The sequence below is a fragment of the Qipengyuania qiaonensis genome (genome assembly GCF_019711515.1).
GTDB classification, from domain to species: Bacteria; Pseudomonadota; Alphaproteobacteria; order Sphingomonadales; family Sphingomonadaceae; genus Qipengyuania; species Qipengyuania qiaonensis.
In genome coordinates, this window is record NZ_JAIGNO010000008.1 from 25,203 (window position 1) to 41,699 (window position 16,497).

Annotated in this window: 14 protein-coding genes; 12 read left to right on the plus strand and 2 right to left on the minus strand. The window is 59.3% G+C overall.

Annotated features, from left to right (window positions below; all coding sequences use genetic code 11):
* Positions 1-12: 12 nt before the first annotated feature.
* Positions 13-687, minus strand: coding sequence for a response regulator transcription factor (locus K3174_RS12415; protein ID WP_221558936.1), 675 nt, complete (start codon positions 685-687; stop codon positions 13-15).
* Between the two features lie 193 nt (positions 688-880).
* Between K3174_RS12415 and K3174_RS12420 the strand changes: the two genes are divergently transcribed.
* The 6 genes from K3174_RS12420 (at position 881) to K3174_RS12445 (ending at position 6,557) form a co-directional block, all read left to right on the plus strand.
* On the plus strand, positions 881-1,090 hold the full coding sequence (locus K3174_RS12420) for a M24 family metallopeptidase (RefSeq protein ID WP_221558937.1): 210 nt from the start codon (positions 881-883) through the stop codon (positions 1,088-1,090).
* 25 nt (positions 1,091-1,115) lie between these two features.
* Complete coding sequence (locus K3174_RS12425; RefSeq protein ID WP_221558939.1) at positions 1,116-1,331, plus strand: hypothetical protein; 216 nt, start codon at positions 1,116-1,118, stop codon at positions 1,329-1,331.
* Positions 1,332-1,409: 78 nt separating this feature from the next.
* Positions 1,410-2,021, plus strand: a complete 612-nt coding sequence (locus tag K3174_RS12430; RefSeq protein WP_221558942.1) for a TetR/AcrR family transcriptional regulator — start codon at positions 1,410-1,412, stop codon at positions 2,019-2,021.
* A 219-nt stretch (positions 2,022-2,240) separates the two neighbouring features.
* A complete protein-coding gene (locus tag K3174_RS12435) occupies positions 2,241-4,286 on the plus strand; it encodes a prolyl oligopeptidase family serine peptidase (protein ID WP_221558944.1) in 2,046 nt (681 codons plus the stop codon).
* Between the two features lie 107 nt (positions 4,287-4,393).
* Positions 4,394-5,359, plus strand: coding sequence for a CPBP family intramembrane glutamic endopeptidase (locus K3174_RS12440; RefSeq protein ID WP_221558947.1), 966 nt, complete (start codon positions 4,394-4,396; stop codon positions 5,357-5,359).
* A gap of 328 nt (positions 5,360-5,687) precedes the next feature.
* Positions 5,688-6,557, plus strand: coding sequence for an alpha/beta hydrolase (locus tag K3174_RS12445; RefSeq protein WP_345719645.1), 870 nt, complete (start codon positions 5,688-5,690; stop codon positions 6,555-6,557).
* Between the two features lie 322 nt (positions 6,558-6,879).
* Here K3174_RS12445 and K3174_RS12450 read toward each other — a convergent pair whose 3' ends face one another.
* A complete protein-coding gene (locus K3174_RS12450) occupies positions 6,880-7,740 on the minus strand; it encodes an alpha/beta fold hydrolase (RefSeq protein ID WP_221558957.1) in 861 nt (286 codons plus the stop codon).
* Between the two features lie 104 nt (positions 7,741-7,844).
* Between K3174_RS12450 and K3174_RS12455 the strand changes: the two genes are divergently transcribed.
* From K3174_RS12455 to K3174_RS16895, 6 genes are all read left to right on the plus strand, one after another.
* Positions 7,845-8,723, plus strand: coding sequence for a LysR family transcriptional regulator (locus tag K3174_RS12455; protein WP_221558960.1), 879 nt, complete (start codon positions 7,845-7,847; stop codon positions 8,721-8,723).
* Between the two features lie 571 nt (positions 8,724-9,294).
* Complete coding sequence (locus tag K3174_RS12460; RefSeq protein WP_345719646.1) at positions 9,295-10,194, plus strand: alpha/beta hydrolase; 900 nt, start codon at positions 9,295-9,297, stop codon at positions 10,192-10,194.
* 379 nt (positions 10,195-10,573) lie between these two features.
* Positions 10,574-11,164 (plus strand): RNA polymerase sigma factor, encoded by a 591-nt coding sequence (locus tag K3174_RS12465; RefSeq protein WP_221558963.1) that lies wholly within the window; start codon positions 10,574-10,576, stop codon positions 11,162-11,164.
* Positions 11,131-12,099 (plus strand): FecR family protein, encoded by a 969-nt coding sequence (locus K3174_RS12470; RefSeq protein WP_221558965.1) that lies wholly within the window; start codon positions 11,131-11,133, stop codon positions 12,097-12,099. The genes K3174_RS12465 and K3174_RS12470 overlap by 34 nt, the downstream gene beginning before the upstream one ends.
* Positions 12,100-12,333: 234 nt before the next feature.
* The gene (locus K3174_RS12475) at positions 12,334-14,841 is read left to right on the plus strand and encodes a TonB-dependent receptor (protein WP_221558967.1); all 2,508 of its coding nucleotides are present in this window, start codon (positions 12,334-12,336) and stop codon (positions 14,839-14,841) included.
* A 23-nt stretch (positions 14,842-14,864) separates the two neighbouring features.
* Positions 14,865-16,406, plus strand: coding sequence for a CehA/McbA family metallohydrolase (locus K3174_RS16895; protein ID WP_221558969.1), 1,542 nt, complete (start codon positions 14,865-14,867; stop codon positions 16,404-16,406).
* The last annotated feature ends 91 nt before the right edge of the window (positions 16,407-16,497 follow it).

The window sequence follows — 16,497 nt, forward strand, 5'->3', positions numbered from 1 at the left end:
AGGGAGATCTATTCATGCTGGCTCGCGAAGCAAATAGCCGACGCCCCTGATTGCGTGGATTTCGACACCCGCTGCGGATCTGTTCAATTTTTTTCGCAGCCGCGAGATATGCGAGTCCAGCGTATTGGACTGTACATCGTCATCGAAGCCGAACACGGCTTGCTCGAGCGTTTCACGCAGCACTGTTCTGTCCCCACGTCTCATCAGCGCGGCAAGAACACGCAGTTCACGACGCGGGAGATCCAGGCGTACTCCGCGTATTTCGACCTCTTCATTCGCTGGATAGAAAACCACTGAACCCGCCCGAATTTCGGCAGCATCCAGTTCGGTCGGACGACGACGGACGGCACGGATGCGGGCAAGCAGTTCATTGAGGGCAAAGGGCTTTACAAGATAATCGTCCGCACCTTCATCAAGCCCGGCCACACGCTCGGCCACCTCACCCCATGCACTTAACACGATGATATGGGTTCCGGCATTTTTGGCTCGCAGCGCCGGAATGAGCGACAGGCCGTCGCCATCCGGCAGCTTTCTATCCAGAAGCACCAGATCGAATACTGCCAACAGGCTGGCCTCTCGCGCCGTCGCAAGCCGGTCGACATGATCGACAATAAACCGCTCCTTTCTCAAGGCGGTACACACGGACTCGGCGAGGCCGGGCTCGTCTTCGATAAGCAAAATTCTCACTGCGTTTCCCGATGCGTCAGAGCGCGTAAATGCGCGAGGCGAGTTGCATTCAATCCTTAGTAACAGCAGTGTTGACGAAGCGATCCCTCGCGCACTGCAGTTTAGGTCAGGTCAGTTTTCAAACGCTGCCCAAATTGTTGATCACCTGGGTCTTTTCAGCCCAAAAATTGCATGTGCTGGCGCATCTGGTCACTTGAAAATTGCCGAGGAGCGTGTCGGCGAATATTCAGATCAGCAGTCCGGCGCCCTTCTCGGCGATGTCGCCTTTGCTGTTGAGAGGCATGCGAAGAAAAATGGCCGCTCGGTGGTCGTGGATTATTGCGGGCAAGGGATTGGTCGCGAGATGCACGAGGAGCCACACGCCCTCAATTTCGGTCGTATCGGCAGTGTTTTGGCTTCTTGAAGCCATGGTCCTCACTATAGAACCCATGGGCAACGCAGGCCGACGGCAGGTGGTGACCGACAGCGATGGCTGGAATGTCAGAACACGTGACGGCAGCCTTTCCGCCCAATTCGAGCACACCAAAGCAGTGACTGATGCAGGCTTCAAAATGTCGACGTTGAAAGAGCGCGAGACCCTACCAGCTTTAGTACGTGGCAGAAGATCCGAGCTGCGCGCTGCATTGTGGGGTGTGCGCTTCTAAGCGCCTTGTCATCATCAAGCGTGAGGCGAACGCGCCCACCTTTGCGACGAACAGAGATTTCTCAGGTTGAACGAACAGATGAGCTTTACCGACAGTGATCAGGCGCGCCTTGCTGTATCCCGCCACGCCGCGGAGCTGTTCTGGAAAAATGGCGTCGGTCGAACCACCGGTGATGCAATTGCGGCGGCGGCGGGCCTGTCCACGCGCACGATATGGCGATATTTCCGATCGAAAGAGGCCTGTATCGAACCGCTGCTGCTCGCAACAGAACTGGCCTTCGTCACCATGTTGCGGAAGTGGCCGAGAGATCAATCGATCGAGGCTTGTCTGGGCGTCGGAATGCCCACTCTGGTCGAGACCGAACAGCAGCTTCGCGATGCCGTCGCAGCGGCGCGGATCGTGTCGATCCTGCCGCGCGAGCCAGCGCTGCGTTCGGCCTGGCTGATGGCCTGTCATCAATCGGAGGCAACCCTGGCGGAGATCGTCGCGGAGCGGCTCGGCGTCGCACCCTGCCTTGAAATTCGAATCTGTTCTGCCTCCATTATGGCGGCGCTCCGCGTCGTCGACGAATATATCAGCTCGTCGGCGATAAACCACGGAAAGACATTTACCATGAAGCAGACGAGCGACCTTCTGGCCTCGGCGTTCCGTACAACCGACACGCTCTCGATCTGCGACCCGGTGACCTGAACAGCAAGTGCGCGCGCTTGTCAGAGATCGGGTTTCGAACCGCAAACCAACGAGGATGAGATGTTCCCGACCAATCGCATTCACAAGGCGGATCGCAAGACAGCGCACCGCGACCCGCGATATACCTCGCTTCGGCGATGGCCAATCCGCAATACGCTCGGGCCTGTACTGCTCGTGCTTCCGGCGCTTCTCGGCGGCTGCGCTACAGGAAACTCGCCTATGACCATTCATGAAACCAAACGCGGCAGTGCCGTTGAGGATCACTTCGGCGTGGCTATCGCCGATCCTTATCGCTGGCTCGAGGCGGATATGCGCCGCGATCCGGAGGTCGCCGCCTGGGTCGAGAAGCAGGACAGTGCAGCCCGTACCTATCTTGAAGAACTCCCTAGCCGCGACGTATTCCGCTCCCGGTTGGCCGCGCTCTATAACCACGAGCGGGTGACGCCGCCGCAAAAGGAAGGCGGGCGCTATTTCTTCACGCGCGACCCGGCTGGCGATGAGCCGATGCGCCTGATCATGCGCGAGAAGCTTGACGGCGAGGACCGTGTCCTTGTCGATCCGCGAGACTGGGCCCAAACCGGCGCCGGGGCGCTAGCCGAATGGTCCGCATCCCCCGATGGCAAATATGTCGCCTTTGGCCTGCAGCAGGGCGGAACCGACTGGCGAACCATTCGCATCGTAAATGTCGATAGCGGCGATCCCCTTGCCGAAAAGCTGTCCTGGGCCCGTTCCACACTGATTGCGTGGAGCGGCGACGGTCGCGGTTTCTTCTATTCCCGCCTGCCCGAACCCGAAGAAGGCGAAGAGCTCAGTGCATCTTTTGCAGGCCACGCGGTTTACTATCATGAACTGGGCACACCTCAGTCCGCCGATCGCCGGATTTTCTCGCATCCCAATCTGCCCAGTGTGCTCGATGTGGTCGGGAACGGCCGCTACGCAATCATCTACACGTCGGCCGTGTCAGGGGGCAATGGTCTCAGCGTCATCGATCTCGAGAAGCACCCGTGGAAACCGCAAACCCTGGTAAAGAGGGTCGACAAACCATGGGTCGTGATGGGCAGTGCAGGCTCCAAGCTATTCCTCAATACTAAGGAAGGCGCCGAGCGTGGTCGGATAGTTACAGTCGATCTTGCCGAAGAAGAGCCGACCTTTCGCGAGATCGTCGCTGAGGACGCGGCTGTGCTCGCAAGCGCCTCTATCGTCGGGGAGCGGATCGTGGCGGTCTATCGCGTCGATGCGAAGTCCGAAGTACGGCGGTTCCGGCTCGATGGAGCGCCCGACGGCAGGATGGACCTTCCCGGTATTGGCAGCGCAGGGGTGTTCTCAGGCGAGCCGGGCGATCCCGAAGCCTTTTTCACCTTCACTGCACACGATGTGCCCTGGTCGGTCTATCGCTACGATGTTGCCACCAACCGGGTTGCCCCCTGGTCTGTTCCCCGGACCGCCTTCGATCTCGACAAGGTCAAGGTGGAGCAGGTCTTCTACCCTTCGAAGGACGGGACGCGCGTGCCGATGTTCATCATCCGGCGCAAGGACGTGGCAGGACCGGTGCCGACCATCCTCTACGCCTATGGCGGTTACGGGATCTCCATGGTGCCCTACTACTCGCCGGACGTGATGGCATGGGTCGAGCAGGGTGGGGCCTACGCCATCGCGAACATCCGGGGCGGCGGTGAATATGGAGCCGCCTGGCACGATGCAGGCCGGCTCGGCAACAAGCAAAACAGCTTCGACGATTTTATTGCCGCCGGTGAGTTCCTCAAGGCGCAGAGGATCGCCTCGACGGACGGGCTGGTCGCGCAGGGGGAGTCGAACGGCGCCTTGATCGTGAGCGCTGCCGTAAACCAGCGCCCCGATCTGTTTGCCGCGGCCCTGCCCGGTGTGGGCCACTACGACATGCTGCGTTTTGCCCGGTTCACGGGCGGCAAGCTGTTCATCAACGAGGTCGGCGACCCGTCCGTGGAAGCCGATTTTCGAACAATCATCGCTTATTCACCGCTGCACAACATCCGCCCCGATCGCCCTTATCCGGCAATGCTCGTGACCACTGCGGACGAAGATACCCGTGTGGCGCCACCCCATTCGTTCAAGTACGTCGCGGCACTGCAGCACCTCGTCCAACCCACGAAGCCAATCCTTTTACGTGTTGCACGCGGTGCGGGCCATGGTGCCGGAACCCCGCAGGACAAGGCCATTGCCGAGGTCGCCGACCGCTGGGCCTTTGCTGCCCACTGGACGAAGCTGCATGTAGACGATCGCCCCTGAACCGTCATGTTCGTCTGAGAGGAGCCATGTTCACGCAATCTGCGAGTACCACCAAACCCATTTTGACCGACGGTTCCATGGTCGGTTCAATGAAAGAATGCAGAGTTATGTCAGTCAAGAGTGAGAGTTGGTTTTTGCGGCCCGACGAGATTGTTAGAACATCTCGGGTGCCACCTGGCGTCGAATACCATCGTGTGTACGCGGGTGAAAAGCGACGGTTCGGCCGCGGGATCGTTGCGATTTTCCTTCTGTTTGCCGGGCTCATTGTCTTCGGGCAGGCGTGCCTCGCCGCCGCCTCTGCAATCGACAGTCAGCTATTGGGACGGACGGGCTTCACGCCCCTGCAGTTCGCTGCCGGGGCGCTCTCTCTCGCTCTTCTGATTCCGTACAGCATGCTTCTCCAGCGCTGGCTTTATGGAGTCCCGGCGCGCTCATTGCATTCCGTCGCCGGCTGCTTCCGGTTCGGCGTTTTCGGCCGTGCATTGCTCGTTTTCGGTCCCTTGGTCCTTATTGTCATGTCCGTCGGCTTTTTCGCGCCCGATGACAGAATCCCTTGGGGCACCGCGGATCTCATAGCATTTTTCGTCATCGGCATGACGCTTACACCGCTGGCGGCCGCTGGCGAGGAATACGGTGTTCGTGGCCTCATGTTCCGCGTTGTTGGCAGCTGGACACGCGGTTCGCTTTCCGGCGCAATCCTCGGCATCACGCTTACGACGGTTCTTTTCTCGCTCTTCCACGGCAGTCTCGACCCATACATTCTGGGCTCATATCTCGTACTCTTCGGCGCGATGGCGATCATAACCTGGAGAACGGGAGGCCTTGAGGTCGCTGTCGTGCTGCATGGCGTCTACAATGTCAGCGCTATTGTCCTGGCGACAACGCTCCACCTCGACCTTCGAGGCGACCTCAGCAGCCGCGGCGAGATTGTCGGTACACCCGTCAACCTCGTGCCAAGTGCAGGGCTCGCGGTCATCACCGCCATTATCTGGTGGACGACACGCAAATCCGGACCAGCACGGACGCCGGCGATTTCAAGCGAACAGAACGTAGCGGTCGGCTCCCGTTCCTGAGAAAGTAGAGCCACTTGGAGCAAGCCGACGAACCTGAATGGACCAAAATCACTGGCTGGGTCCCACCTGCGCAATTCGATCATGCGTTCTGCGAAAGGGTGCAGAGTTCGCTACATACGAGCTCCCATGGGCCTCGTAGCAACGGTACATCAACTTCGGCTGGCAGATTGCGCACGAACGGTTTGTTGAACAACACAAGGCGGATCGATCATTGACTGATATCGAACGTAATGCACACATACCGGTGCGCACGATACCTCCTCCGAGATCGATTAGCGGCGAAGCGCGACTGGCACTTTCGCGCCTTGTAGGGGAGGACGGCACATCAGTGAACGCGCAGTACCAGATGCCGGAGCCCGATGACTTTGACGGGTGGATGGCAGTCAAGAGTGCTGCTGACGCACATTACGCGGCTGCACTCAAGAGTGTGGCAGGCAGTCTGCGGTCCGAAGTCGAGACTATTGCGGTCGATCAGGCCACGATCCATGTCGCGAGGCCTTCGTCTCCCTTCGATGAGCGCGGCGCACTGATAGACCTTCATGGCGGTGCGCTTGTCTTCGGCGGCGGAGAAGCCTGCCTGACGAGCGCGCGTCGACAAGCCGACCGACACAATCTGCGATGCTATGGTGTCGATTACCGAATGCCACCCGAGCATCCTTTTCCCGCCGCGCTTGACGACTGTGTAGCAGCATATCGCCATGTCCTGGAGCACCACGCGGCGGAACGTATAGTGATTTGTGGCAGATCAGCAGGCGGGAACCTCGCCGCCGCGATGCTCTTGCGAGCGAAGGCGGAAGGCTTGCCGATGCCCCGGGGGCTGACGCTGTTATCGCCTCAAGTCGACCTGACCGAATCCGGCGACAGTTTCCAGACCAACCGGATGGTGGATCTTGTGCTCCCGCGCTCCTTGATGTCGAACAACCTGCTCTACGCGAACGGTGCGGATCTTGCCGACCCCTATCTCTCCCCGCTCTTCGGAGATCTGCAGGACTTCCCTCCGGTATTTTTGCAGACCGGTACGCGCGACCTGTTCCTGTCGAACACGGTCCGCATGCATCGGGCGTTCTTGAACGCCGGAGTCGATGCGGCGCTACACGTATTCGAGGCGATGCCCCATGGCGGTTTTATGGGCGGAACGCCGGAAGACCAGGAGATCGAAGCAGAACTCGGCAAGTTCATTGCCGCTGTTTTCGAATGAGGCGAATGACGGCGCGCGAGCAACCGAAGGCCATGGATGTTCATCTTTGTAGAACTCCATCAAAGCAATCGAGTCCCGTATGCCACCCCGATGCGCGGTAGTTTGCGGGCCGAATTGTCCGTTTTTTGAGGTGTCCATCAATTACTCGGGTCGAACTGTGAAGGACCTCGGTCATACCGGTCGACGAAGCGCCAGCGAGAACAGATTTTCGCTAGTTCCATGCAGGAGGGGGGTGGCCATCAGGCGACGTCGGTCAATTTCGCCTCCAGGGATGGAAAGGCGAAGCCCTTCCATCCCCATTTCCACTGCTTTGCAGCACCACTCATTCGGGCCCGGCGCAGGAAAACTCGGACACGATGGCGGCAATTTCGCGGGCATGCGTCTCAAGCGCGAAATGTCCGGCGTCGAGCAGATGGACTTGAGCATTGGGAAGATCCCGCTTGAAGGCGTCTGCCCCCGGCGGGATGAAGGCAGGATCGTGTCGCCCCCACACAGCCAGTAAAGGAGGCTGCTCCTCGCGGAAGTAATTCTGAAAGTCGGGATAAAGCGCTACGTTGCTTTTGTAATCGCCAATCAGATCGAGCTGCCTCTCCTCGGCTCCCGGCCTTGCCATGTAAGCGATGTCCAACTCGTAGCCATCCGGCGCCAGGCGGTTCTTTCGAGCGCCTGTACCGTATTGCCATTCTCGAATCGTTTCAGGAGCGAGTGATGGCCGACACGCTTCACGTGTTTCCGGGGTCGGATTGCGCCAGTACTCTTCCCACGGACCCCATTCGTCGCTGAAGCCTTCGACATACGCATTGCCATTCTGGGTGATAATGGCTTCGATCTTCTCGGGATAGCGCATAGCGAGCCGGAAACCGATCGGGGCGCCATAATCGAAGACGTATAGGGAAAAGCGATCGAGCGCGAGATTCGCGCAGAATCCCTCGACGATCCGGGTCAAATTCTCGAAGCTGTAAACGAATTCACGCCCGTCTGGCACCAGCGTCTGCCCAAAGCCGACAAGATCTGGCGCGATCAGGCGGAAGTCTTTTTCCAGCAAGGGAATCAAGTCGCGAAACATGTGGCTTGCACTAGGAAAACCGTGCAGCAGCAGCAGGACCGGTTTGTCCTGCGAACCGGCTTCCCGGTAGAAAACATCGATTCCGTCGACAGTGGTTGTTTTGTAGCGTGTGCTCATCTGAAGCTCCATTCTCGTTCAGTCGGCACCTCATTTGATGATTTCCTTATTTCAGATAAGGAGACAATCCTGAAATGCCTCGTTGCATCAACTGAAAGGCTGCCATGGACCGGATCGCAGCGATGCGCATTTTCGGGGCGATCGATCCCGACAGCTCCCTTGCGGCAACTGCGCGCACCCTCGGCATTTCGCCAGCTACCGTATCCCGTGCTGTGACGCTCCTTGAGAATGAGGCTGGCGAAGTCCTGCTCGAACGTTCGACACGACACTTGTCTTTCACCAGCAAGGGACGCGAACATCAGTCGGCCTATGCCGAAATCGTGGCTCGCCTGGATAGCCTTGCTCGGCGCGAGCCGGAGGGCGCGCTATCCGGTAATGTTGCCATTACTGCCCCAGAGCTCTTCGGCCGTCTCGTCGTGGTGCCTGCGCTTCATTCGCTTAGGCTGGCGAACCCCGAACTGCGTATCAGACTCCTCCTCCAAAACCGTCTGAGCGATCTGATCGGGGAAGGTATCGATCTGGCGATCCGCATCGCGAAAGCACCGGATGCGAACCTGCAACTGATCAAGGTGGGGCAGGTTCGCCGCGTGACCTGCGCTTCGCCTGATTACATCGAGCGCGCCGGGGAACCGCGGAGTCCCGACGAGTTGAAAAACCATCTTTGCATCGGATTGAACGGTGCCGGTTTCGACGAACAATGGCATTTCAACTATAACGGTCGACCGCGTTCCCAGAGAATTCAATGCAGCATGACAACCAACAATGCGGCGGCGTCGATCTGCATCGCCGAAATGGGTGGTGGCATCATCCAGGCCCTCTCTTACCAGGTCACCTCCCAGCTAGAGCATGGGCTGCTGCAGCCCGTTCTGGGCAAATATGCTGCGCCGCCGCTCGACGTGCAGATCGTGCATCGCCATAACCCACCAAACCCGAGAAGCGTAAGGCGGGTTGCCGAACATCTTGGCAAGAGCATGGCGATCTAAGGGCCGGTTGAACAACCGACCGCCAAAGAGGTGGTCGCGACAACAGGATAGGGCAAGTTAGTCTATGAGAGCTCTTCTCGACGCGCGCCGAAGCCGCGTCAGTATTTGAGCTTAGCGAGGCGTTGCTCGATTCATGCGTTCACGAGGCCGCGGGTATTCCGCGACATTCACTGACAATTCTTCGCCGTCGATCGCTGTCATAGCTGGGGTCGGCTGGGAGCGATCGAGCAGGCGCTCGATCTGCTGGCCAACGCGCTCTTCAGTGTCTGGACGATAACGCGAAACCCAGTCTGCCCTTGCTGTTGTGCACTGCCTATGACTTTCGGCAAAGGCCTGCCTTACGGAACAGGCAACACCGAACGCCCGCTTTCCGATTGTGTCTGTGGGAGCTGCGACTGGTCGGGCACACAGGGCAAGATGCCAACCTGTAGTGGTTCCGGTTTTCGGCAATTGTTAGCTGGGCCGAAAATCCATGGAACGATACGAAGGGAATTCTATGATCAAACTTGCCACCATAGCGACCTGTGCGAGCGTGCTGGCTTATTCCGCCGGCGCGACGCCAGCGGCGGAGGTGCCGATCGAGGCGCAGGGACCGGACGGCTCGCTGTCGGGGACGATGCTACGCAGCTCAGAGGGCGAAGAAGCGGTCGCTTTAATTATTCCCGGTTCCGGCCCGACTGACAGGGATGGAAACAACCCCATGGGGGTCAAGGCATCGAGTTACCGCCTGCTGGCAGAAGGGCTTGCGGCACAGGGCATCACGACCGTCCGCATCGATAAGCGTGGCATGTTTGGCAGTGCCGCAGCGGTCTCCGACCCCAATGCCGTGACCATCGCCGATTACGTGTCCGACACCGCATCATGGGTACGCGAGATACGCGAGCAAACCGGAGCATCCTGCGTCTGGCTGATTGGCCATAGCGAGGGCGGGCTTGTTTCGCTTGCTGCAGCCCAAGAGGTCGACGGTCTGTGTGGCCTCGTGCTTGTCGCCGCTCCCGGCAAGCCTATGGGCGAGATGATCAGGGAACAGCTTCGTGCCAACCCTGCAAACACGTCCCTGATCCCGGCAGCGGATGCCGCGATCGATAGTCTGACTTCCGGCGAGAAGGTTGATGCCCCGTCCCTGCCGCAACCGTTGCTGCCCCTGTTCAGTCCGACGGTGCAGGAATATCTGATCAGCGCATTTGCGCTTGACCCGGCCGAACTGTCGGCGCGTGTCGACCTGCCGATGCTGATAGTACAGGGGGGCAAGGACCTGCAGGTACCGATTGAAGACGCGAAAAGACTGAAATCGGCCAATCCTGCTGCCATGATCGAGATATTGCCTGACGCCAATCACGTGCTGAAGGACGTCTCGGGCAACGATCCGGCTGACAACCTCGCCACCTATGGAGAGGCGGACCTTCCTATTTCAGAAGAAATTGTCACGATCATCGCAAACTTCACCCGAAGCCGAGGCCCGGCGCTCTGATGCGCCGGGATCAAGTTTCTTTCGACCTGACGGTGCGATTTGCCAAGCTTGGGGCCGCGCAGATGGAGCACTGGAGCTAGAATCGCGACGATCGAGTGTCGATTTGCTTAGGACAACCAGCAAAAACGTCATTCCCTCCTACTTATCTACTCATAAATCATTGAAATAGAGAAATTATTGAATCTGAAAAAAGCCGCGCCGTCCGGCTCTCGAATCCAGATGCCGGATGATCTGGGTGTTCTTCTCTACCGCCTTTTCGCTGGTATCGAAAAACAGGTTCCGGGGGGTAGGGCGTTCTCGCGTTCCGCTCGAAGCGGACTGCAAACTGTCACTTTCGGCTCGTATCCGGCGCGCGGAAACACGCTGATGGGGTGCGCAAATGTCATGGCTTCGTCCGATCGACCAATGGTTTGCCGACCAGGTCTTTGTCTATCGAGCAAAGCACCGCGCCTATGCCCTGAGACTGACGCGCGACGGCGACGAGGCTGAGGATCTGGTGCAGGAGGCCTACGCCCGGCTGTTCCGCCTGTCCAACTGGGCCGAGATCGCCAATCCCAATGCGTTTACCTTGCGTATCATTCACAATGAAGCGGTCGAGCGCTTCCGCAAGGCTCAGGTGGTGCAGCTTGACCGGTCGCTTTCGCTACAGGCGCTGGAGCCGGTCGACGAGCAGCCTCTGCCCGATCGCGTGGCCATTGCGCGGCAAGATCTGAATCGCATGGCAGGCTATCTGGAGAGGCTGCCCCCTCGCTGCCGCGAAGCCGTGTGTCTGCGAAAAATCGACAATCTTTCACCCCGCGAAGTAGCGGCAAAGATGGACATTTCCGTCTCGACCTTGGAGAAACATTTGTCCAAGGGTCTTCGTCTGCTTGCCAAATGGCGGTACGCCGATGGTTCTGACACTGAAGAAACACGCGTAACGGAATCCGTCGGCGAATGTCGCAAGATGCGAAAGCAGGGGATGAAATAGCGGAGGCCGCCGCCGACTGGCTGGTCCGGCTGGATACCGGCTCGGCCGATCCCGTCGCGTTCGAGGCATGGCGCAGCAGCGATCCGCGTCATGCATCCGTCTTTGCTCAAATGGCCGCCACCTGGAAGCGGATCGGCGATTTGCGCTGGGCTTCGACGGACGATGACGCTGTCGGTCCTTCAGCGATGGAGGCAATCGAGCCCGAACTGCCGCGACGAGGCATAGATCGGCGCGCAGCAATTACAGGTCTTGCCGCCAGCATTGCCGCCATTGCGACCGGTGCCGGGTTCTGGATGCATATGCGGCGCGAAACCGCCACCACCGCTATTGGCGAACGGCGCGTCGTACGATTGCCGGGCGGCGCACTTGCTAGTCTTAACACAGCCACGGAAATCGCGTGGCGCATGGGCGAAACGCTCGAAATCTGGATCGAGAGCGGTGAAGCGGCGTTCAGGCTGGCGGGCAAAGGCGCGGTGGGTGCGGTACTGTATGCCGCCACGATGCGTGCAGAGCTTGCCGGTGGCAGCTACAATGTTCGGCTGTTCGAACAAGGTCCCCGCTTTGCCGTGATGGCGGGCAGTGCTGCGGTCAGCGCCGCCGGTGGCTTCACGGATATGTTGCATGCCAACGAGGTGCTTACCGCCAGCGCATCCGGCTTTCTGACTCTGCCGCTCGCCAGCGAGGAACTCGCGCAAACCGGTGCATGGCAGCGCGGCGAGATCATCTTCGACGGAATGGAATTGTCGGCCGCTTTGGATGAGTTCAATCGCTACTTGGCCGAGCCGATCCGGCTGGGCGATCCAGCAATCGGCGCGATCCGGTTGGGGGGGCGGTTCCGCACCGACGATCCATCCGGCTTTCTGCAAAGCCTGTATGACGGTTTCGGTATCGCCAGCCGTCGGAGCGATACAGCCATTCTGCTCTACCAAAAATAAAAACCGCCGCGATTTGGAGCTTTAGCGCTCTATTCCGCAGCTCTTCGTAAAAATTCTGCACCTTCGATGGCGGAATTTTCGCTCTCCTCCGTCTTGGGATCAGAGTGTTCAAAGATGGGCTCGGCAATGCCGCCAACCGGTACGCACGCAGCGAAGCGTGAGCGATGCCGGACGCGGCGAGGTCGTGCCCGAAGCAAGAGCGCTCGCAAACGGATTTCACCTCATGGGGGTATTATGAAGAAGCAGTTGATCGCGGCTTCGGCCATCTCTCTCGCAACGGCATTGGCGGCGCCCGCCATGGCACAGGATGCCACCGACACGGACAGAGAGCAGGAAGCAAGCGAAGCCGAAGGCCAGCGCGGCGGCGGCTTCGACGAAATCATCGTCACCGGCCGGGCCGGCACCAGCGAATTGCGCAAAGCCGAAGCAAGCTATGCCGTCACCACACTGAGCGATGAGGCATTGCGTATCACCAATCCCGCGTCCGCTGCGGAAACTTTCAAACTGGTCCCGGGCTTCTGGGTCGAATCTTCGGGCGGCGAGGGGTCGAACAATGTCCGTGCGCGCGGTATCCCAACCGATGGTTATTCCTCGGTTGCGTTGCAGGAAAACGGCATTTCGGTGCAGTATGACGGTGGCCTCGGCTATCTGAACGCCGACCAGTCGTTCCGCTTCGACGAAACCATCGCGCGAGTCGAAGCCGTGCGCGGTGGCCCGGCATCGATCTATGCGCCCAACGCGCCGGGCGGTGTCGTCAACTTCATCACGCGCAAGGGCAGCGACAATCCGGGCGGCCTCGTAAAATACACCTGGGGCGATTATGGATTGAACCGCGTCGATGCCTATTACGGCACCAGCCTCGACGACAACTGGGGTGTTTTCGTCGGCGGCTTCTATCGTGAAAGCGATGGTATGCGTGACATGGGGTTCAAAGCCGAGAAGGGCGGCCAGATCCGCGGCACCATCGACTACGACGACGGTCGCAACAGCTTTGCGCTCGACGTCAAGCATATCGAGGACAAGGTGCCTTTCTATCTGCCCGTCCCGCTGACCTATGATGAGAACGGCGATATCGCCGACGTGCCGGGTTTCGATTCGCGCTCGGACACGCTGGCGGGCGGCGACACGACACGCATCGACATCCTGAATGTCGGCCAGCCTTACGATTTCGACTTGACCGAGGGCTCGCACACTCAGCTGACGCAGGTCACCCTGACCGGTGCGTTGGCCTTGAGCGATGTCGTGAGGCTGGAATCGAAGACGCGATACAAGAATGCGGATATGCTGCGCAATGCCGTGTTCCCAACCGGCAACGTCACGCCAATCGACGATTATCTCGCCTCGCTGTCGGGGGCGCTGGCAGCGTTTCCGGGTGCGACCGGGCTGCAGGCCCAGTATGTCAGCGACGGTGAAGTGTTGACCTCATCCACGAATGGCAATGGTCTCGTTATCGGCGGCAATCTGTTGTCGGTTTCTGTACCGATCGACGAAATCATTGCCGACAACCGTCTCGTCGCCGAAGTCGAAGCAGGCGGCACGCATAACCTTGCGCTGGGGATTACGTATGGCAGCGCGGATTACCGGTTCGACCGCTATATGGGCACATCGCTGCTCGACGTGCAGGGCAACGCTCGATTGGTTGACGTCGTCGCCCTGGATGCCAACGGCGATGTCTTCGGTTCGGTTACGGACGGCGGCTTTCTGCGTTATGGCTCGATCTACGACAACGTCTCAATTGGTGCGGAAAACGTGGCGATCTATGGCGGTGACGAGTGGCAGATTACGCCCGAGCTGCGTGTGGACGCCGCGGCGCGTTGGGAGAAGATAAATATCAAGGGCTTGGTCGCCCAGAAGTCGACCGTAAGTCTAGGTGACGACAGCACGCTGGCCGACGATAATGTCCTGACTGGTAACGGTGTTTTCACCCCAGTCGACCGGTCGTTCGACGACTGGGGCTGGACCGTCGGGGTGAACTATCAGTTCTCGCGCTATGCGGGCGTGTTTGCACGCTATACCGATACATTCCGCCTGCCGAGTGCGGGCGAATACAACGGAAATCCGACGCGTACCGACCAACGTTCGGTACCGATCAAGATGGCCGAGCTGGGCGTCAAATATGGCAGTTCCGTCTTCAACCTGTTTGCCACTGCCTTCTATTCGAAGTTCGAAGGTGTCAGCTTCACCAATTACCGCTTCAACGAGGAAACGAACCAGTACGACGATCCGCAGGTCGTGATCGCCGATACCGAGACGTTCGGCGTCGAACTGGAAGCTCTGGTGAAACCTGCCGAGTTCTTCGATTTCGCGCTGCAGGCGACATGGCAGGATCCGCAGTACAAGGGGTTCACCTATACCGATCAGGCTGGCAATGTGGTCGACTATGACGGTAATCAGCTGATCCGCGTACCCAAGCTGGCATTGCGTGCGGTGCCAGGGATCAACCTGTTCGACGGTCGCTTGCGCGCCGAACTTGAAGTGGAGCACTATACCAAGCGCTATCCCGATATTGCGAACAACCAGACGCTTCCCTCTTATACGCTGCTGAACATCAATGCGCGCGGCGAGGTGACCAACAATATCATCCTTGGCCTCAACATCACGAACTTGACCAACGAACTGGGCCTGACCGAGGGCAATCCGAGAGCCGGTTCGTTCGACGCCGGCGATGCCAATGCGGAATATTTCCTTGCCCGCCCGGTGTTCGGCCGTACGGTTCGCGCATCGTTGAGCTTCATGTTCTGATGCGCAATCGCTTTGGAAGAAGAGTGCCGTTCTTCAGAGCGGCACTCGTGCTCAGTGAATTGATGCTTGGAGCGCTGCCGATCCTGATCGGCAGCGCTCTGGCCCCGGCAGCGATTTTCGCGCAATCGCCGGAGCAAGAAAAAACGCTTCCCGCGCGCGAAGCCGATTTGCAGCTTACCGGCACAATCGAGGGTGCCGACCACCAAAGCTACAAGCGGGCAGCATTCAACGTGCCCAAGGGTGTGGACCGGTTGGTCGTTGCCTTCGACTACGATGGTCGCGAAGAAAAAACCGTTATCGACCTCGGCATAGAAGACATGCATGGGTTCCGCGGGGCAAGCGGGGGCAACAAACCGCGATTCACCATTGCGCGCAGTGACGCGACACCGTCCTATTTGCCGGGCCCGATCGATGCGGGTGAATGGGCGCTGGCCCTGGCAATTCCAAATATACGGCAGGGCGTGACGGCACGGTGGCATGCAAGAATCTGGTTCCTGCGCGGAGCCGAGGCGCAAATGCCGCCATCCCCTACTGCCGGACGCGGACCAGGATGGTATCGCGGCGATCTGCACATGCATACAGGCCACAGCGACGGTTCCTGCGACAGCCTTGCCGGTCGCCGCGTGCCTTGCCCGCTGTTCCGCACCGTCGAAACGGCCAAGGCACGCAGGCTCGATTTCATTTCCATCACCGAACACAACACCACCAGCCACGCGAGCGCCCTGTTCGAAGCGCAGAACTATTTCGACGATATGCTGCTGATCCCGGGGCGCGAGATCACTACGTTTTTCGGCCATTTCAACATCTTCGGTATCACCAGCCCGATCGATTTTCGCATTACCGAGGGCGGCGAGATCAGTTTCAACTCGATTGCCGACCGAGTTCACGAACTGGACGGGATCGTATCGATCAACCATCCCGGCCTACCCAGTGGAGAAATCTGTATGGGCTGTGGCTGGACCATGGACGATGTCGATTACGCCAAGGTCGATGCGATGGAACTGGTGAACGGGTCCTCGCTGGCATCGACGGATCGCGATGCGGAAGGATCGATTTCGGCCATTCCGTTCTGGACGAAGCGCCTGGAGGATGGGTTCGCCTTGACGCCGCTGGGCGGCAGCGACAATCATGATCCCGATGTACGAGAGCTGGGTGCGATCGGACATACGCTTACCGTGATCGAGGCGCGGGATCTGACGCCGCAGGCGCTGTTCGACGGGATTCGCCATGGCCGCAGTTTCGTTGTGGTCGATCCATCCGTCGCTCCACTACATCTCGACTTTTCGGCTACCGGAGAAGGTAGGACCGCGCGCATGGGCGGGACGTTGCAACTCAATGGACCGCTGGTACGGGTGATGCCCGATGTGCAGGCCCCGGAGGGCAGCACGATCGAGGTCTATGACGGCTCACGCCTGATCGCGGACCTGCCGCTGGCCAATGCCGCTGGCGGCGTTGAAGTCGAACTCGCTTCCGGACACCATCCGGTTCATCTGCGGATCAGATCCGCGTCTGGTGCCTTGCTGGCTGTCGGCAATGCGCTACGGATCGAGACCGGAGAGCGCTAGGGCAGTCAGCCTGCTGACACGATAGTGACCAAATGGCGGGCTAGAGCCGTGTTATGTTTGGCCCAGTACGCACTGCGCTGCGTGCCCTTTC